Source organism: Streptomyces tateyamensis, assembly GCF_003205575.1.
Taxonomy (GTDB): Bacteria; Actinomycetota; Actinomycetes; order Streptomycetales; family Streptomycetaceae; genus Kitasatospora; species Kitasatospora tateyamensis.
The window spans coordinates 188673-206567 of the sequence record NZ_PYBW01000030.1; the positions used below are offsets into that span (position 1 = coordinate 188673).

Here is a 17895-nt window from a genome sequence, read left to right on the forward strand (position 1 = left end):
GAGCAAATGAGCGACGCGATCCCCTCCTACGGCTTCACCAGCGCCCGCCGCGGCTACGCGCCGGAGCAGGTCGACCATGCGCTGGCCGCACTGACCGCCCAGCGGGACGAGGCCTGGCACCACCTGAGCCGGCTCGGCAACCAGGTCCGCGACCTGGAGGCGGCGCTGACCGCTGCCCAGCAGGCCGTGGCCGAAGCCCCCGAGCCCGACTACGCCACGCTCAGCGAGCAGGCCGGCGACCTGATGGCGATCGCCGACAACGAGGCCCGGCAGATCCGTGACAAGGCGGAACGATTCGCCGAGGACACCCGGGACGAGACCTACCAGGCCGGCCAGGAGCTGCAGCGCAAGGCCGCCGAGTACGCCGCCACCACCCGCTCCGACGCCGACCAGGCGGCCCGCCGCACCGAGGAGCGCACCCGGGCCGAGGCCGAGAAGCTGCGCGGCGAGGCCGACCGGGACGCCCGCGCCATCCGGGACGCCGCCACAGCCGAGGCCGCCGCCATCCGGGTGCGCGCCGCCGAGGCCGGCGAGCGGGCCGAGGCCAAGCTGGCCCAGCTGCGCCGCGAGGCGGACGAGAGGTTCGCCGGCGAGGAGGCCGCCGCCCAGGCCGAGGAGGCCGAGGTGGCCGCCGCCGCGGAGAGCCGGCTCAAGGAGGCCGAGCAGCACCGCGAGACCACCCTCGGGCGGATCAAGCAGCTCGACCACGAGGCCCAGGCCCAGGCCGACAAGCTGGTCGAGCAGGCCCGCCGGGAGGCCGAGCGGATCCTGGCGGCCAGTGCCGCCGAGCACGCCGCGTTCGAGGAGCGGCTGGCCACGGTGCAGACCCACCTGGACCACATCAAGGGCACGCTGGCCTCGCTCACCGGCAAGGCGGTCGGCATGATCGAGCCGGGCGAGCTGCCGAAGGCCGCCCTCGAGACGGCAGCCCCGGTGCCGGACGCCCCCGCACCGGCGACCCCGAAGCAGGACGCTCCCGCACCGGTCGCTCCCGCACCGGTCGCTCCCGCTCAGGACGCTCCCGCACCGGTTGCTCCCGCGCAGGGCGCCCCCCGCACCACGGGCGACGAGCCCACCGCCGCGCTCCGCCTGCCGGACGCGCTGCGCGAGGCGGCCGCGGCCCGCCCGGCGCCTCCCGCCGGACCGGTGGACCCGCGAACCGCGCTGCGCGCCGCTGGCGCCGGCCGGCCCCCCGTGCCGCCCCGCCCGGCCACCCCGCCGCCGACCGCCCCGGTCCAGCCGCCGCAGGCCCCGGCGGTCCGGCCCGGCGCGCCGCAGGACGCGGCGCCGCACAAGGCCGTGCCGCAGGACGCCGTGCCCCCCGCCAACGCCGAGGACGAGACGGCGATCATCCCCAAGATCATCATCATCGACGACGGCACCACCATCGACAGCCTGCCCAACACGGTGGGCCGGCGCCGCGCCTGACCACTCGTCAGAGCGCTTCGACGCAGGCCCCGCTGAGCCGGTTGCGGCAGTCCAGCACGTACCTGGCGTGCGTGGTGACCGCCGCGTAGTCGAAGTCGTCGTGGTCGGCCAGCAGCACCACCGCGTCCGCCGCCGCGAGCTCCTCGGGGCTCGCGGCGACCCGGCCCACCTGGCTCAGCGGCCCCGACCGCTGGCCGGGCAGGTGCACCCCGGCCAGCACGTGCGGGTCGGCGGCCCGCACCTGGGCGCCGAGCCGGGTGAGCAGCTCGGCCACCCGGGCGGCGGGGGTCTCCCGGGCGTCCCCGGTGTTCTTCTTGTACGCCAGGCCGAGCAGCAGGATCCGCGAGCCCTTGACCGCCAGGTGCCGCTCGTTGAGCGCCCCGATCAGCCGCCGCACCACGTAGTCGGGCATGTGGCTGTTGACGTCGTTGGCCAGCTCCACGAACCGGAACGAGTGGCCCAGCGCCCGCTCGACCCGCCAGGACAGGAAGGACGGGTCGATCGGCAGGCAGTGGCCCCCCACCCCGGGGCCGGGGTCGAACCGCAGGAAGCCGAACGGCTTGGTGGCTGCCGCCTCGATCGCCTCCCAGACGTCGATGCCCAGGTCGTGGGCGAACATCGCCAGCTCGTTGACCAGGGCGATGTTGACGTGCCGGAAGGTGTTCTCCAGCAGCTTGGTCAGCTCGGCCTCCTTGCAGGAGGAGACCGGCACGGTGCGCTCCACCAGCTGCCGGTAGAAGCCGTCCACCGCGGCCAGCGCGGCCGGGTCGGTCCCGGAGACCACCTTGGGGGTGTTCTCCAGCCGCCACTGCCGGTTGCCCGGGTCGATCCGCTCGGGGCTGTAGCCGAGGTGGAAGTCGGTCCCGGCGGTCAGGCCGGAGCCCTTCTCCAGCACCGGCGCGAGCAGCTCCTCGGTGGTGCCGGGGTAGGTGGTGGACTCCAGCACCACCAGCGCGCCCGGGCGCAGGTGGCGGGCCAGCAGCTCGGCGGAGGCCTCGATGTAGGAGAGGTCGGGCACCCCGTCGCGCAGCGGGGTGGGGACGGTGATCACCGCGACCTCGAAGCCGGCCACCTCGGCGGGATCGGCGGTGGGCCGGTAGGCGCCGCCGGCCAGCAGCGGGCCGAGCCGCTGGTCCGGGATGTCCTCGACGTAGGAGCGGCCGGCCGCGAGCGAGGCGATCCGCTGGGCGTCCACGTCGTAACCGACCACCCGGTGGCCCACCTCGGCGGCGCGTACCGCCAGCGGGAGACCGACATAACCCTGTCCGGCGATGACCACACGCATGGCCGCCAGCCTAGGCAGCGCCCCGGCCGCCGCAGCGCCGGTGCGGGCCGCGGGCGGCAAAGATCACCGGAAAGAGGACGGTACTCGAACAGTGCCGGTCCGTGAACGCGGAAAGGCCAGGACCCGTGGCGCCCTCCAGGACAGGGCGCCACGACTCCCGACGCTTGGGCGGGCGCCCCCACCCAGGGTCGCCCGGCCTCGCATCCCGACCCCCATCGAGATGCGATGGTGCCGACCAGTCCATCCCCCACGGTTGGAGCGGCGGGCACGAGAACCATGGTGCGCGGCGTCCATGGACAGCCAGTGACAGGAGTATGTCCACTTCTTGACAATCGGCTGCGCGGTCCGAACCGCAGGTCATGGCCATGGCGGCAAGGACGCGGTACGCCGCGGCCCCGACCCGGGGGCGCCGGGGACCGTGGCTGGCCGCGTCAGCGACTGCCGCTCGGCGTACCCTGGAGCCCTGACCCGGCCCCCTGCGCCACCTGCCGGGCCCTTCAAGCTGCCCGGGCGCAGGAGCCGCTGCGGCCACCGGGCTCCGCCGCGACGCAACGGGACGAAGAAGATCGCATGAGCCTGACCGGTTTGCTCGATGTCGTGGTCCGCGACCCCGCCCTCGCCGAGGCGATCGAGGCGGCGTCCGGCGGCCACCGACCGCAACTGGACGTGGTCGGCCCGCCCGCCGCCCGGCCGTTCGTGATCGCCGCGCTGGCCCGCTCGCTGGCCGCCGGTTCCGGCGCCGGTGCTGCCGGCCGTCCGGTGCTGGCCGTCACCGCCACCGGGCGCGAGGCGGAGGACCTGGCCGCCAGCCTGCGCTCACTGCTGCCGCCGGACTCGGTGGCCGAGTTCCCGGCCTGGGAGACGCTGCCGCACGAGCGGCTCTCGCCGCGCTCGGACACGGTCGGACGCCGGCTCGCGGTGCTGCGCCGGATCGTCCACCCGGCCGCCGACGACCTGGCCGCCGGGCCGGTCCAGGTGGTGGTGGCCCCCGTCCGCTCGGTGCTGCAGCCGCAGGTCAAGGGACTGGCCGAGCTGGAGCCGGTGGCGCTGCAGCGCGGCCAGTCGCACGACCTGGACGCGGTGGCCCGCCGGCTGGCCGCGGCCGCCTACGCCCGGGTCGAGCTGGTCGAGAAGCGCGGCGAGTTCGCCGTCCGCGGCGGCATCCTGGACGTCTTCCCGCCCACCGAGGAGCACCCGCTGCGGGTGGAGTTCTGGGGCGACGAGATCGAGGAGGTCCGCTACTTCAAGGTGGCCGACCAGCGCTCGCTGGAGATCGCCGAGCACGGGCTGTGGGCGCCGCCCTGCCGCGAGCTGCTGCTGACCGAGCAGGTCCGGGCCCGGGCCGCCGAGCTGGCCGAGCAGCACCCGGAGCTGGCCGAGATCCTGGACAAGATCGCCCAGGGCATCGCGGTGGAGGGCATGGAGTCGCTGGCCCCGGTGCTGGTGGACGACATGGAGCTGCTGCTGGACGTGCTGCCGGCCGGCTCGGTCGCGGTGGTCTGCGACCCGGAGCGGGTGCGCACCCGGGCCGCCGACCTGGTGGCGACCAGCCAGGAGTTCCTGCACGCCTCCTGGGTGGCCGCGGCCTCCGGCGGCGACCGGCCCATCGACGTCGAGCAGATCGACGTCTCGGCGGCCTCGCTGCGCTCGCTGGCCGAGGTGCGCGAGCACGCCCAGCGGATCGGCCTGCCCTGGTGGTCGGTCAGCCCGTTCGCCACCTCGGACTCCGAGGTCAGCGCCATCCTGGAGTTCGACACCAACACGCTCACCCTGGGCATGCACGCGGTGGAGGCCTACCGCGGCGACACCGCCCGCGCCATCGCGGACGCCAAGGAGCGGCTGGCCGCCGACTGGCGGGTCGTCATGGTGACGGAAGGCCAGGGCCCCGCCTCCCGGCTGGCCGAGGTGCTCGGCAACGAGGGCATCGCCGCCCGGCTGGTCGCCGAGCTGACCGAGGCGCCGACCCGGGACGTGGTCTACGTCAGCTGCGGCTCGATCGAGCACGGCTTCGTGGACGAGGCGCTCAAGCTCACCGTGATCACCGAGACCGACCTGTCCGGCCAGCGCTCCTCCACCAAGGACATGCGCCGGATGCCGTCCCGGCGCCGCAACGCGATCGATCCGCTGGCCCTGCAGGCCGGCGACTACGTGGTGCACGAGGCGCACGGGGTCGGCCGCTACGTCGAGATGGTGCAGCGCACCGTGCAGGGCGCCACCCGCGAGTACCTGGTGCTGGAGTACGCGCCCGCCAAGCGCGGCCACCCCGGCGACCGGCTCTTCGTGCCGACCGACCAGCTGGACCAGGTGACCAAGTACGTCGGCGGCGAGGCCCCGACGCTGCACCGGCTCGGCGGCGCGGACTGGGCGAAGACCAAGCAGCGGGCCAAGAAGGCGGTCAAGGAGATCGCCGCCGACCTGATCAAGCTGTACAGCGCCCGGATGGCGGCCCCCGGCTATGCCTTCGGCCAGGACACCCCGTGGCAGCGCGAGCTGGAGGACGCCTTCCCGTACGCGGAGACGCCGGACCAGCTGACCACCATCGCCGAGGTGAAGTCGGACATGGAGAAGTCGGTCCCGATGGACCGGCTGATCTGCGGCGACGTCGGCTACGGCAAGACCGAGATCGCGGTCCGGGCCGCCTTCAAGGCCGTCCAGGACGGCAAGCAGGTGGCGGTGCTGGTGCCCACCACGCTGCTGGTGCAGCAGCACTTCTCCACCTTCGCCGAGCGGTACGCCAACTTCCCGGTCGTGGTGAAGGCGCTCTCCCGGTTCCAGACCGACAGCGAGGCCAAGGCCGTGCTGGAGGGGCTGCTCGACGGCTCGGTGGACGTGGTGATCGGCACCCACCGGCTGTTCTCCTCGGACACCAGGTTCAAGGACCTGGGCCTGGTGATCGTGGACGAGGAGCAGCGGTTCGGCGTCGAGCACAAGGAGCAGCTGAAGAAGCTGCGGGCCAACGTCGACGTGCTCACCATGTCCGCCACCCCGATCCCGCGCACCCTGGAGATGGCCGTCACCGGGATCCGCGAGATGTCCACCATCACCACCCCGCCGGAGGAGCGGCACCCGGTGCTGACCTTCGTCGGCCCCTACGACGAGAAGCAGATCTCGGCCGCGATCCGGCGCGAGCTGCTGCGCGAGGGCCAGGTCTTCTACATCCACAACCGGGTGGAGTCGATCGACAAGGCGGCGGCCCGGCTCAAGGACCTGGTGCCGGAGGCCCGGGTGGCCACCGCGCACGGGCAGATGGGCGAGACCCTGCTGGAGAAGGTGGTGGTCGACTTCTGGGAGAAGGAGTTCGACGTGCTGGTCTCCACCACGATCGTGGAGTCCGGCATCGACATCTCCAACGCCAACACCCTGATCGTCGAGCGCGGCGACACCTTCGGCCTCTCCCAGCTGCACCAGCTGCGCGGCCGGGTGGGCCGCGGCCGCGAGCGCGGCTACGCCTACATGCTCTACCCGCCGGAGAAGCCGCTCACCGAGACGGCGCACGAGCGCCTGGCCACCATCGCCCAGCACACCGAGATGGGCGCGGGCATGTACGTGGCGATGAAGGACCTGGAGATCCGCGGCGCCGGCAACCTGCTCGGCGGCGAGCAGTCCGGGCACATCGCCGGGGTCGGCTTCGACCTCTACATGCGGATGGTCGGCGAGGCGGTGGCCGAGTTCCGCGAGGCGCTCGAGGCCGGCGGCGAGGTGGAGGAGGAGCCGCTGGAGGTGAAGATCGAGCTGCCGGTGGACGCCCACGTGCCGCACGACTACGCCCCCGGCGAGCGGCTGCGGCTGCAGGCCTACCGCTCGATCGCCGCGGTCAACTCGGAGGAGGACATCGAGCAGGTCCGCGCCGAGCTGACGGACCGTTACGGGAAGCTGCCGGAGCCGGTGGAGAACCTGCTGATGGTGGCCGCGCTGCGGCTGTACGCGCGGCGCTGCGGGGTGGCCGACATCACCCTGCAGGGCAACTTCGTCCGCTTCGGGCCGGTCGAGCTGCGCGAGTCGCAGAGCCTGCGGCTGAACCGGCTCTACCCGCGCAGCCAGGTGAAGGCGGCCACCCGCCAGGTCCTGGTGCCGCGGCCCGCCACGGCCCGGATCGGCGGCAAACCGGTGGTCGGCCGGGAGCTGCTGGCCTGGAGCGGCACCTTCCTGACGGCCATCTTCGAGGAGCTGGCGGCGGGGCGCAAGTGACCGCGGGAGAAGCGGGCGTGACGACCGGACTGCCGGTGCGGGACCACTCGGTGCCCGCCGAGGTGCTCGACCGGCGCGAGGGCCGCTACGGCGAGGTGGTGCTGCGCCGGCGCGGCGAGCTGTTGGAGATCATCGCCAACGGGTGCTTCCTGATGGACACCCACGACGGCCGCTCGGAGCGGCTGCTGATGGACGCCGCACTGGAGCGGCTGACGGCTGACGCCCCGGCGGTGCTGATCGGCGGGCTCGGGGTCGGCTTCTCGCTGGCGCACGCGGCGGCCGAGCCGCGCTGGGGCCGGATCGCGGTGGCCGAGCGGGAGGGCGCGATCATCGACTGGCACCGGGCCGGCCCGCTCGCCGCGATCTCCGCCGCCGCGCTGGCCGACCGGCGGGTGGTGCTGCTCCACACCGACCTGGTGGCCTACCTGGCCGGGACCGGCGACCGGTACGACGCGCTCTGCCTGGACATCGACAACGGCCCGGACTGGACCGTCGACGAGGCCAACGACGCGCTCTACGGCCCCGCCGGCCTGGCCGCCGCCCGGGCCTGCCTCAACCCCGGCGGCATCCTGGCGGTGTGGAGCGCCCAGCCGTCCGCGGCCTTCGAGCAGGCCCTGCGGACGGCCGGCTTCACCGAGGTGCAGACCACCGAGATCCCGGTCGGCCGGGGCGTGCCGGACGTGGTCCACCTGGGCCGGCGGCCCTGACCGACCGTCAACCCGCCGTCCCCCGTTGGGGTGAGGGCGGGCGTGGCAGACGGCCGGGGCGGCGGAGCGGCTGTCCTAAGCTCGGCACACGTGACCCAATTCGGGAGGCCCCGGGTGCATCGCCGTACCGCTGTCCGCCGGTTGCTGCCGGCCCTGGCCGGCACCGTCCTCGCCGCCCTCGCGCTCACCGGTTGCGGTGCGCGGGCCGGCGGCTCGCCCGGGACGGCCGCGCTGGTCGGCGAGGACCGGATCACCGACCAGGCGGTGCAGGCCCGGGTGGCCGAGTTCCGGGCCGAGGCCGCGGCGCTGCCGCCGGGCCAGTACCAGGAGCAGGCCGGACTGGTCGGCACCACCGTCTCGGCGATGGTCTTCGACGCGGTCGCCGGACACGCGCTGGCCGCGCACGGGCTGGCGGTCTCCCCGGGCGAGGTGGCCGGCTTCCGCGAGGAGCAGGCGCGCGGCTGGGGCGGCGAGCCGGCGCTGGCCCAGATGCTGCTGCTCAAGCACGCCGTCCCCGCCGACTGGATCGACCGGTACTGCGCCGAGCAGCTGGGCCTGCGCAAGCTGGCCGAGCTGAGCGGGCAGCAACTGGGCACCGCCGAAGGCAACCGGACGGTCCATCAGCTGCTCGCCGAGGCCTCCGCCGAGCTGCGGATCGCGGTCAACCCGCGCTACGGCGCCTGGGACTCGCAGCAGTCGGTGCTGGACGGCCCCACCGACCCCTGGCTCCCCGCCGCGGGCGCCGCGGCCTGAGCCCGCACCGGCGCGGTAGGTTCGAGGGGTGCAGACCGCGAAGCTCACCCTGTTGACGACCACCCACCGGATCGCCCCCGGGCTGCTCAGCTGGCCCGCCTGGGAGGCGCTGCGCCAGGCACCCCTGGTGCTGACCGCCGACCCGGCGCACCCCCAGCTGCCGGCGCTGGAGCAGGCCGGGGTGCGGGTCGAGCAGGTGCCGGCGCAGAGCGCCCCGGCGCTGGCCCGGCTGCTGGTGGAGCGGTCGCCGCTGGTCTTCCTGGTCGGCTCGGACGGCGACCCGGGGCTGACCGACGCGCTGGCCCGGATCGCGGTCGAGCAGGCCGGCCAGGCGCCGGAGATCGAGCTGCTGCCCGGCTCCTACGACCTGCCCGGCGCCCGGCTGCTCGACCTGGTCACGGTGATGGACCGGCTGCGCTCGCCCGGCGGCTGCCCGTGGGACGCCGAGCAGACCCACGGCTCGCTGGTGAAGTACCTGGTGGAGGAGGCCTACGAGCTGGTCGAGGCGATCGAGCAGGGCGACCGGGCCACGCTGCGCGAGGAACTCGGCGACGTGCTGCTGCAAGTCTTCTTCCACTCCCGAATCGCCGAGGAGGACACCGAGGACCCGTTCTCCATCGACGAGGTGGCCGGGGACATCGTGGCGAAGCTGATCTACCGCCACCCGCACGTCTTCGCCGACTCCGATGCGGCCACCACCGACCAGGTGGAGGCCAACTGGGAGACGCTCAAGGCGGCCGAGAAGCAGGACCGCGAGTCGGTGCTGGACGGCGTGCCGAGCGGCCTGCCCGCGCTCGCCTACGCGGTCAAGCTGGTCTCCCGGACCCGCCGGGCCGAGTTCGGCAAGGTCCCGGACGCGCCCTACGCGCTGCCCGAGCAGCTCACCGAGGCCAGCGCGGGCGAACTGCTGCTGGCCGTGGTGCAGCGGGCCCACGACGCCGGCGTGGACCCGGACGCGGCGCTGCGCGCGGCCGCCCGCGACTACCGCCGGGCGGTGCGCGCCGCCGAAGGGCTCACCGAGGACTGACGGGGAGCCAGGGCCGCCGCCTAGCGCACGGCCGAGCCGCTCGGCGCCCGGCGCTGGGCCGGCAGCACCTCGCCGATCGCCTCGCCCAACGGGTCGAGCAGCTCGGCCAGTCGATCCAGGTCGCCGGGCAGGTCGGCCAGCGCCACGATCCGCTCGCCGTCGGGGCCGGCCACGCAGAACAGGTCGATCCGGCCCAGGTGCTTCTCGGCGGTGTCCACCAGTGCGGCGATGTCGCTGGGCTGGTGGATGTCGGAGCTGACCCCGGCCACCGGGCAGCCGGTCCGGTCCAGCGCGGCGGCCAGGTCCTCGGCCACCCCGGGCCGCGGATCGGCGATGAGCAGCCCCGCAGCGCCGGCCGCGGCGAACCGGCGGGCCGGCCCGTCCCCGTCGCCGCCGTCGAGCACGGCGATGACCACCACTGCCCCGGCTACTCGCATGTCCTGCTCCTCCCTGTGGACGACACCGCACCGGCGTCCACACCACGTATCGGAGGATCGTAGGCGTCTCCTGACCCTCCGCAACAGGGATTACCCCCCAGGTGAGCAGACTCACTCTCCCGGCTGAGCGATAACGTCGGGGCATGCCGGACCAGTTCCAGAGCCCCGCGATGCCACCCCTGTTCACCTGGGAGTTCGCCGCCGACCCCTACCCCGCCTACGCCTGGCTGCGCGAGCACGCCCCGGTGCACCGCACCACGCTGCCCGCGGCCCTGACCGTCGGGGCTACGCGGGAGTGAATTCGACCGGGAGTTCCCGCAGCCCGCGCATGATCAGACCGCCGCGCCAGCGCAGCTCTGCGGGGTCCACGGCGAGCCGCAGGTCCGGTAGGCGGGTCAGCAGGCTGGAGAGCGCAACCCGGCCCTCCAGACGGGCCAGTGGGGCGCCGATGCAGTAGTGGATCCCGTGACCGAACCCCAGGTGCGGATTGTCAGCGCGCGCCAGGTCGAGCGTGTTCGGCCGGCTGAACCTGGCCGGATCACGGTCAGCGGCGGCGAGGACGACGAGAACCGGGTCACCGGTCGAAACGGCTTGGCCGCCGATTTCGAGCGGCTGGGTGGCGTAGCGCCAGGTGGCCAACTCCACCGGGCCGTCATAGCGCAGCAGTTCCTCGATCCCCGTGTCGAGCAATCGGGAATCTCCGGCCGCAACGGCAGCCTGAAGGAGTGCTCGCTGCGGCGGATTCTGAAACAGCGCCAGCGCGCCGTTGCCGATCAGATTAATAGTCGTCTCAAATCCTGCAAACAACAGCACGAAGCACATCGCGACAGCTTCGTTCTCGGTGAGGTGCTCGCCATGGTCGCTGGCCCTGATCAGGCCGGAGATCAGGTCGTCGCCGAGGTCCGCCCGCTTGCGATGGATCAGGTCCGCCAGATACGCGCGGATGCGTTTCACGGCGCGGCCCACCCCGCCACGTGGACCGCCGCCGTGGCGGATCATCATGCCCGCCCAGTTGCGGAAGTCCTCCTGGTCTTCTTTGGGAACACCGAGGAGGTCGCAGATCGCGTAGATCGGCAGCGGGAAAGCAAACTCATGGATGAGGTCCGCTGCTCCCGCGCCGGAGAATTCCGACAGAAGTCGATCCGCAAGGCTCTGTACCTGGGGCTCGAACCCCGCTACCCGGCCCGGTGTGAACGCCTTGGAGACCAACCGACGCAGGCGGGTATGGTCCGGCGGGTCGATGTTGAGCAGGTGCGTCATCAGATTGGCGCTGCGCTCCCCCGGGATCCCGGTCTTCCCCTTCGCGTGCGCCGACTCGTCGTGGTGAGCCGGGTTCTTGCTGAGACGGCTGTCCGCGAGCGCCTGGCGGGCATCGGTGTAGCGGGTTACGAGCCAGGCTTCGACGCCGCTCGGCAACTGGGCCTTGTACACGGGTGCATGCTCACGCAGCCACGCGTATGCCGGGTAGGGGTTGGAGGCGAACCCCCAGGTGAAGAGTTCAGGCCGATCAGACATACCCCGACGGTATCCCGCTGCGGGTGCTCGGAGAGCATCGGATCTCTGGACGTCCGGGCCGCCGCGGTGTGAGCCGTCAGCCGATTTCGATTCGGGAGAACACGCTGTTCGTGTCCGGCCTGACGATCAGACAGATACACTCGCCCGAACATGGGTGACCCCGACGGCGCTGCGAACACCTCGGGGTCCGGCCACTCTGGTGAGGAGTGACATGAGTAATTCAACCTTGCCCGGACGCCGCGTCGCAAGCCGCGTCGCGGCTCGCCAGAAAGCCGGCCTGTCGGTTCGGATCGCCGTCTACCTCCGCGTCTCCACCAGGAATCAGGTCGAAGGCTCCGGCCTGGATCAGCAGGAGAAGGACGCGCGAGCGTGGATTGAATGCTGGTTCCGCGACATGCCCTTCGAAATCGTCGGAATCTTCGTCGATGACGGTATCTCAGGGAAGATCGACAACCGTCGCGACCAGGTGAAGCTCAAGACGGTGATCACCGCCGGTGAGGTTGACCTCGTCATCTCGCAGAGGATTGACCGGTTCGGGCGCACCATGCGTGATATCCAGCGCTGGGTGTGGGAGATGAACGACCTGGGCCTTCGAGTCGTCACCGCCGACGGCCGCATCGACTCGGAGCACGAGATCGCAGACCTCCTCCTCATGTGTCACAAGAACAAGCTGTCGGACCGGGTGCGAGAGAAGTCGCTCGCCAGGCCCCACCGGGAGCTGATGGCTCTTCAGGCATCCCTTCAAGAGGCCCAGGCATGGCTGAAGGACTGCGAGGCGACACAGCAGGAGGCGAAGGAGAGGGAGGAGTTCATCTCTTCGGCGCGGCTGCGGGTGGGGAGTCTGACCCTGGCGGAGAAGTCGGCGCTGTTCGCGATGTTCGATGTCCGGGTGTCAGCGGGGAACCACCGGTTCAGGAAGCGGTCGGGTAGGCCGTGCCCGGTGACGGAGTGGCACAAGGGCACGCAGCACCCGGTGCCGGCCGATATCGACGAGGAGGACTGGGCGGGAGTGAGGGAGATCCTCGCGGGCTACGTGGCGAAGTCGTCGTTCACGAAGACGACGATCGACCTGCGCCTGGCCTTCAACGGCATGTTCTACCGCCTGCGCACCGGGACACCGTGGAACGAGATGACGGACGCCTTCGGCAACCCGCAGCGGATTCGCGAGCGGCAGCTGACCTTCTTCCAGCGCGGCGCGTGGCAGGCAGTGGTGGAGATGCTGAACCAGCGCGGTGGCGGGACGCCCGTGTACGTTGCGCCGACGGTTCCTCCGCTGAAGATCACGAGTTGCGCCGGCGCGGCGTTCTGATCATGCGCGGGCTGTGGGAGTTGCCGGTCTCGTTCACAGCGGAGGCCGCAACCCGCGCTGCGGCAGCTGCTGACGGCGTGTCGACCTGATCAGTCGCCAGGTGGTCCGAAACCGCATCGATCCGGACGGACTTGGCCAGTTAGTAGGCGATCCATGACGGGCCGTAATTCTTGTGTGATGTCAGCGATATGAGCTTGTGATTGGTCAGTCCATCTGCCTACCCTCCGGGGAGTTCGCGAAAGCGAGCCCCGCGCGCGGCAACGCCGAGCCCTGCCCGCCGCGCGGCCGGGACACCGAACCGACCCGGGCAGGGGCGGGGGACCCACCCGTTCCACTGCCGTCCTCGCGACGGCTAGGGGTGAAGCCGGACAGCGGAGTTCGCGTGTCCGGCCGGGCCATCCTCACCGGTCCGAACCCGACAGCTCACCTCGCAGGCGTGCGGAGAGGACAGCACATGTTCACTGGCACTGGCCGGCACCGCCGTCGCAGTACTGCCGAGATGGCCCTCGCCGTGGCCGGCGTCGCCGGGGCGGGGCTGGCGATTCCGCTGCTCACCGCGACCGGTGCGCATGCCGCCCCGGTCCCGGTCTGGGACAAGGTCGCCAGCTGCGAGAGCACCGGCAACTGGTCGATCAACAGCGGCAACGGCTTCTACGGCGGCCTGCAGTTCACCTCCTCCACCTGGGCCGCGTACGGCGGCACCCAGTACGCCCCGCGGGCCGACCAGGCCTCGAAGGACCAGCAGATCGCCGTCGCCGAGCGGGTGCTGGCCGGTCAGGGCCCGGGTGCCTGGCCGGTCTGCTCGGTCAAGGCCGGCCTGGCCCGCAGCGGCTCGGCCCCGCAGCTGGACACCGGTGCCCAGGGCACGCCGAGTTCACCGGCGCCCAGGGCCAAGTCCGCGCCCCGCCCGGTCACCCCGAGCCCCGCCCCGCAGTCGGCGAAGGCCGCTGCTCCCGTCGGGATCCCGGCCGCGCCCGCGACGGTGAGTCCCGCCAAGCCCGCCGCCGCGCACGGCTACACCGTCAAGTCCGGCGACACCCTCTCCAAGATCGCCCAGGCCCGGCAGATCCTCGGCGGTTGGCAGGAGCTGTACCGGTCCAACCGGGCGGTGGTCGGCGCCGACCCCGATCTGATCCTCCCCGGTCAGGTCCTCGACCTGGGCTGATGCCCCGTCGGCGGGCGCGGGGCCTGCGTCAGCGGCCCCGCGCCTGCATTCAGGTGAACTACTGGCAGGTAGCAGAGCCACTGTGTGAGACGGCAGCCAGGTCCGGGTGGCCCGCCGGGCGGGTGCGGCTAGGCTCTGGTCGTAACGCCTCCGCCATCCCTGTCCGCAGGACCGCTTCCGCAAGGAGATGCATAGTGCCGTCCATTGATGTCGTTGTCGCCCGTGAGATCCTCGACTCCCGCGGCAACCCCACGGTCGAGGTCGAGGTCGGCCTCGACGATGGCAGCACCGGCCGTGCGGCCGTGCCGTCCGGCGCCTCCACCGGCGCCTTCGAGGCGCTCGAGCTGCGCGACGGCGACAAGAACCGCTACGGCGGCAAGGGCGTGGAGAAGGCCGTCCTCGCCGTCATCGAGCAGATCGGCCCGGAGCTGGTCGGCTACGACGCCACCGAGCAGCGGCTGATCGACCAGGCGATGCTCGACCTGGACGCCACCCCGGACAAGTCCTCGCTGGGCGCCAACGCGATCCTGGGCGTCTCGCTCGCCGTCGCGCACGCCGCCTCCGAGGCCAGCGACCTGCCGCTGTTCCGCTACCTGGGCGGTCCCAACGCCCACGTGCTGCCGGTCCCGATGATGAACATCCTCAACGGCGGTTCGCACGCGGACTCCAACGTGGACATCCAGGAGTTCATGATCGCGCCGATCGGCGCCGAGTCCTTCTCCGAGGCCGTCCGCTGGGGCGTCGAGGTCTACCACACCCTCAAGGGGGTGCTGAAGGAGCGCGGCCTGTCCACCGGCCTGGGCGACGAGGGCGGCTTCGCGCCGAACCTGGAGTCCAACCGCGAGGCGCTGGACCTGATCACCGAGGCGATCAAGAAGGCCGGCTACACCCCGGGCAAGGACATCGCGCTGGCCCTGGACGTCGCCGCCACCGAGTTCCACCAGGACGGCGCCTACTCCTTCGAGGGCAAGTCGCTGTCGGCCGCCGAGCTGATCGACTACTACGCCGACCTGGTCGCCAACTACCCGCTGGTCTCCATCGAGGACCCGCTGAGCGAGGAGGACTGGGACGGCTGGAAGGCCATCACCGACAAGCTCGGCGCCAAGGTCCAGCTGGTGGGTGACGACCTGTTCGTCACCAACCCGCAGCGCCTGGCCCGCGGCATCGAGACCGGCACCGCCAACGCGCTGCTGGTGAAGGTGAACCAGATCGGTTCGCTGACCGAGACCCTGGACGCGGTCGAGCTGGCCCAGCGCAACGGCTACCGCTGCATGATGTCGCACCGCTCCGGCGAGACCGAGGACGTGACCATCGCCGACCTGGCGGTCGCCACCAACTGCGGCCAGATCAAGACCGGTGCCCCGGCCCGCTCCGAGCGCGTGGCCAAGTACAACCAGCTGCTGCGCATCGAGGAGATCCTCGACGACGCCGCCGAGTACGCGGGCCGCGGCGCGTTCCCGCGGTTCCGCTTCGCGGACCAGTAGGCACAGCAGGCACGAGGGCTGATCGGCCCACTCCGGCTTCGCACCCGCCCCCGTGCGCGTCAGCGCCCACGGGGGCGGGTGCGAAGCCGCATCCGGGCGTGCGGCCGGAGCCGGTTGACGTGGCGCGTGCCCGCAGCCGGGACCGGCCAGGTGCGCCCGCACCGGTGTTGACGCAGAGGGGCGGAGTCCGATGGCAGCGTGGAAGTTCCCCGGCCGGCCGAGGTTCACCAGCCGGGCCACCGTGCTGGTCCTGGTGCTCTGCTCGCTGGTGGCGATCCTGGCCTACCCGACCCGGCAGTTCATCAGTCAGCGGGCCGAGATCAACGCCCAGCGGGCCAAGGCCGAGCAGGCCCGCCAGGAGGTCCAGCGGCTGACCACCGAGAAGGCCCGCTGGCAGGACCCGGAGTTCGTCAAGGCCCAGGCCCGCAGCCGGCTGCACTACGCGCTGCCCGGCGAGACCCCGTTCGTCTCCGTCGACCCCGCCCCCACCGCCGGGCCCACCCACCCGGCCGGCACCGCCGCAGGCCCGGCGCAGCCCGCGAAGGCGGCGCTGCCCTGGTACGCCACCGTCTGGGACTCGGTGGACACCGCGGCCGGTTCCGCACGGGTGCCCTGACCAGTCCCCGAACCCCCTGAGAAGACAGCACCTGATGAGCACTGAGAACCAGCCCGTCGCCGACCGCGACCTGGCCGCCGTGGCGGCCCAGCTCGGGCGCGTCCCGCGCGGTACCCGGGCGGTGGCGCACCGTTGCCCGTGCGGGAACCCGGACGTGGTGGAGACCGCCCCGCGGCTGCCCGACGGCACCCCGTTCCCCACCCTCTACTACCTGACCTGCCCCAAGGCCGCCTCGCTGATCGGCACCCTGGAGGCGGACGGGCTGATGAAGGAGCAGACCGCCCGGCTCGCCGAGGACCCGGAGCTGGCGGCCGCGTACCAGCGGGCGCACGAGGACTACATCGCCCGCCGGGACGCGATCGAGGTGCTCGAGGGCTTCCCGAGCGCCGGGGGCATGCCGGACCGGGTCAAGTGCCTGCACGTGCTGGTCGGCCACTCGCTGGCGGCCGGTCAGGGCGTCAACCCGCTGGGCGACGAGGCGCTGGCCCGACTGCCCGAGTGGTGGGCCAAGGGCCCGTGCGTGAGCGAGCAGGACGTCGAGGCCGGAGTGGCCGCGCTGCGGGCGCAGCGCGAGGAGGCCGAGGACCACGGGGCCGTGATCGCGGCCAAGGAGCGCAAGACGGCCGAGCGGCAGGCCAAGCGGGCCGCCGCCGAGGCCGCCGAGGGGGAGCAGTGAGCCATACCCGGGTGGCCGCGATCGACTGCGGCACCAACTCGATCCGCCTGCTGATCGCCGACCTCGACCCGGCCAGCGGGGAGATCGCCGACCTGGACCGGCGGATGCTGATCGTCCGGCTGGGTCAGGACGTGGACCGCACCGGCCGGCTGGCCCCCGAGGCGCTGGAGCGCACCTTCGCCGCCTGCCGCGAGTACGCGGCGGTCATCGCCGAGCACGGGGTGGACCCGGCGCACACCCGCTTCGTAGCCACCAGCGCCTCGCGGGACGCGCAGAACAGCGCCGACTTCACCAAGGGCGTGCGCGAGATCCTGGGCGTCGAGCCCGAGGTGGTCTCCGGCGACGAGGAGGCCCAACTCTCCTTCACCGGCGCCACCAAGGAGCTGACCGGCGCCGCGGTGGCCGCTCCGTACCTGGTCTTCGACCTGGGCGGCGGCTCCACCGAGTTCGTGCTGGGTGCCGGGGAGGTCGACGCGGCCCGCTCGGTGGACATCGGCTGCGTCCGGCTGACGGAGCGCCACTTCGCGGGCCAGGAGGTGCCGTCGGCGGAGCGGATCGCGGCGGCCCGGGCGGACATCGAGGCCGCGCTGGACCTGGCGGCCGAGGCCGTGCCGCTGACCGGGGCGGCCTCGCTGGTCGGCCTGGCCGGCACCGTGACCACGGTGGCCGCGATCGCGCTGGAACTTCCCGCCTACGACTCGGCGCTGATCCACCACGCCCGGCTGACGGTGGACCAGGTGCGCGCGGTGACCGAGCGGCTGCTGGGCGCCACCCATGCCGAGCGGGCCGCGATCCCGGTGATGCACCCGGGCCGGGTGGACGTGATCGCGGCCGGCGCCCTGGTGCTGCTGTCGATCATGGAGCGGGCCGGCGCCGCGGAGCTCGTGGTGAGCGAGCACGACATCCTGGACGGCATCGCCTGGAGCATCGCCGGCTGACCAGCCGGCGGCATTTGTCCGGCTTGCGGGGCCCCGGTCGGGGCCCCGCTCGCGTGTCGCGGAAGAAAGTTCGTGAATTTCTTCACATGGGGTTCCGGCCGTTCTCCGTACGGGTGGAGCCGGTTCGTCCGGAATCCGGGACCGAAGGTCGTTCTCCGTGCTCGCCCGCTGGATCCCAGGCGGGGCTCCGGATCGGCCGACGGAATCGAATGAAGCCCCGGGAACCGCCGTGGCGACCGGATCGTTGCTGCTCAGCGGGGCCGTACCCGGTGGTACTCGCGGGGGGCGCCCGCGCGCGGTACCGCGGAGCACCCGCAGGGGCGAAGTGTGGCCGGGCAGTGTAGCAGACCCTGTCCAGAGGCTTGTG

General features: G+C 72.6%; 14 protein-coding genes, 1 pseudogene and 1 riboswitch. Of the genes and pseudogenes, 12 read left to right on the forward strand and 3 right to left on the reverse strand.

Going from position 1 to position 17895, the window contains the following annotated elements; translation table 11 throughout:
- Nucleotides 1-6 precede the first annotated feature (6 nt).
- Entirely contained in the window at nt 7-1428 is a 1422-nt protein-coding gene (locus tag C7C46_RS10300; RefSeq protein WP_110668070.1) for a coiled-coil domain-containing protein, read from the forward strand.
- A gap of 7 nt (nt 1429-1435) precedes the next feature.
- Here C7C46_RS10300 and C7C46_RS10305 read toward each other — a convergent pair whose 3' ends face one another.
- The gene (locus C7C46_RS10305; RefSeq protein WP_110668073.1) at nt 1436-2713 is read right to left on the reverse strand and encodes a nucleotide sugar dehydrogenase; all 1278 of its coding nucleotides are present in this window, start codon (nt 2711-2713) and stop codon (nt 1436-1438) included.
- 570 nt (nt 2714-3283) lie between these two features.
- Between C7C46_RS10305 and mfd the strand changes: the two genes are divergently transcribed.
- The 4 genes from mfd (at nt 3284) to C7C46_RS10325 (ending at nt 9388) form a co-directional block, all read left to right on the forward strand.
- A complete protein-coding gene (gene mfd, locus C7C46_RS10310) occupies nt 3284-6901 on the forward strand; it encodes a transcription-repair coupling factor (protein WP_110668075.1) in 3618 nt (1205 codons plus the stop codon).
- Between the two features lie 17 nt (nt 6902-6918).
- Entirely contained in the window at nt 6919-7608 is a 690-nt protein-coding gene (locus C7C46_RS10315) for a spermidine synthase family protein (RefSeq protein WP_245984326.1), read from the forward strand.
- A gap of 114 nt (nt 7609-7722) precedes the next feature.
- The gene (locus tag C7C46_RS10320; RefSeq protein WP_146259047.1) at nt 7723-8361 is read left to right on the forward strand and encodes a hypothetical protein; all 639 of its coding nucleotides are present in this window, start codon (nt 7723-7725) and stop codon (nt 8359-8361) included.
- Between the two features lie 28 nt (nt 8362-8389).
- The gene (locus C7C46_RS10325) at nt 8390-9388 is read left to right on the forward strand and encodes a nucleoside triphosphate pyrophosphohydrolase (RefSeq protein WP_110668079.1); all 999 of its coding nucleotides are present in this window, start codon (nt 8390-8392) and stop codon (nt 9386-9388) included.
- A 20-nt stretch (nt 9389-9408) separates the two neighbouring features.
- On the opposite strand, the gene C7C46_RS10330 is transcribed toward C7C46_RS10325, so the two are convergent.
- Entirely contained in the window at nt 9409-9825 is a 417-nt protein-coding gene (locus tag C7C46_RS10330) for an SDR family NAD(P)-dependent oxidoreductase (protein WP_146259048.1), read from the reverse strand.
- A 143-nt stretch (nt 9826-9968) separates the two neighbouring features.
- Here C7C46_RS10330 and C7C46_RS34925 point away from each other — a divergent pair.
- Nucleotides 9969-10100: pseudogene (locus C7C46_RS34925) on the forward strand (cytochrome P450); the annotation flags it as partial.
- A gap of 10 nt (nt 10101-10110) precedes the next feature.
- Here C7C46_RS34925 and C7C46_RS10335 read toward each other — a convergent pair.
- Entirely contained in the window at nt 10111-11340 is a 1230-nt protein-coding gene (locus C7C46_RS10335) for a cytochrome P450 family protein (RefSeq protein ID WP_110668083.1), read from the reverse strand.
- A gap of 211 nt (nt 11341-11551) precedes the next feature.
- Here C7C46_RS10335 and C7C46_RS10340 point away from each other — a divergent pair, with 211 nt between their 5' ends.
- From C7C46_RS10340 to C7C46_RS10365, 6 genes are all read left to right on the forward strand, one after another.
- Nucleotides 11552-12649 (forward strand): recombinase family protein, encoded by a 1098-nt coding sequence (locus C7C46_RS10340; protein ID WP_110668086.1) that lies wholly within the window; start codon nt 11552-11554, stop codon nt 12647-12649.
- 288 nt (nt 12650-12937) lie between these two features.
- Nucleotides 12938-13100: riboswitch (cyclic di-AMP (ydaO/yuaA leader) on the forward strand.
- A gap of 3 nt (nt 13101-13103) precedes the next feature.
- The gene (locus C7C46_RS37290) at nt 13104-13814 is read left to right on the forward strand and encodes a transglycosylase family protein (protein ID WP_110668088.1); all 711 of its coding nucleotides are present in this window, start codon (nt 13104-13106) and stop codon (nt 13812-13814) included.
- A gap of 194 nt (nt 13815-14008) precedes the next feature.
- Nucleotides 14009-15298 carry a phosphopyruvate hydratase gene (eno, locus tag C7C46_RS10350; RefSeq protein WP_110668091.1) on the forward strand — a complete coding sequence of 430 codons (1290 nt, stop codon included), beginning with the start codon at nt 14009-14011 and terminating at the stop codon, nt 15296-15298.
- Between the two features lie 190 nt (nt 15299-15488).
- Nucleotides 15489-15914, forward strand: a complete 426-nt coding sequence (locus C7C46_RS10355; RefSeq protein WP_110668093.1) for an FtsB family cell division protein — start codon at nt 15489-15491, stop codon at nt 15912-15914.
- Nucleotides 15915-15948: 34 nt separating this feature from the next.
- Nucleotides 15949-16590 (forward strand): DUF501 domain-containing protein, encoded by a 642-nt coding sequence (locus C7C46_RS10360; protein ID WP_110668095.1) that lies wholly within the window; start codon nt 15949-15951, stop codon nt 16588-16590.
- A complete protein-coding gene (locus tag C7C46_RS10365) occupies nt 16587-17528 on the forward strand; it encodes a Ppx/GppA phosphatase family protein (protein ID WP_181442284.1) in 942 nt (313 codons plus the stop codon). The genes C7C46_RS10360 and C7C46_RS10365 overlap by 4 nt, the downstream gene beginning before the upstream one ends.
- The last annotated feature ends 367 nt before the right edge of the window (nt 17529-17895 follow it).

Excerpts from the sequence above, each read along its gene's own strand:
- C7C46_RS10300 (WP_110668070.1), top strand. The coding sequence starts at position 7 with ATGAGCGACGCGATCCCCTCCTACGGCTTCACCAGCGCCCGCCGCGGC.
- C7C46_RS10305 (WP_110668073.1), bottom strand. The coding sequence starts at position 2,713 with ATGCGTGTGGTCATCGCCGGACAGGGTTATGTCGGTCTCCCGCTGGCG.
- mfd (WP_110668075.1), top strand. The coding sequence starts at position 3,284 with ATGAGCCTGACCGGTTTGCTCGATGTCGTGGTCCGCGACCCCGCCCTC.
- C7C46_RS10330 (WP_146259048.1), bottom strand. The coding sequence starts at position 9,825 with ATGCGAGTAGCCGGGGCAGTGGTGGTCATCGCCGTGCTCGACGGCGGC.
- C7C46_RS10335 (WP_110668083.1), bottom strand. The coding sequence starts at position 11,340 with ATGTCTGATCGGCCTGAACTCTTCACCTGGGGGTTCGCCTCCAACCCC.
- C7C46_RS10340 (WP_110668086.1), top strand. The coding sequence starts at position 11,552 with ATGAGTAATTCAACCTTGCCCGGACGCCGCGTCGCAAGCCGCGTCGCG.
- C7C46_RS37290 (WP_110668088.1), top strand. The coding sequence starts at position 13,104 with ATGTTCACTGGCACTGGCCGGCACCGCCGTCGCAGTACTGCCGAGATG.
- C7C46_RS10355 (WP_110668093.1), top strand. The coding sequence starts at position 15,489 with ATGGCAGCGTGGAAGTTCCCCGGCCGGCCGAGGTTCACCAGCCGGGCC.
- C7C46_RS10360 (WP_110668095.1), top strand. The coding sequence starts at position 15,949 with ATGAGCACTGAGAACCAGCCCGTCGCCGACCGCGACCTGGCCGCCGTG.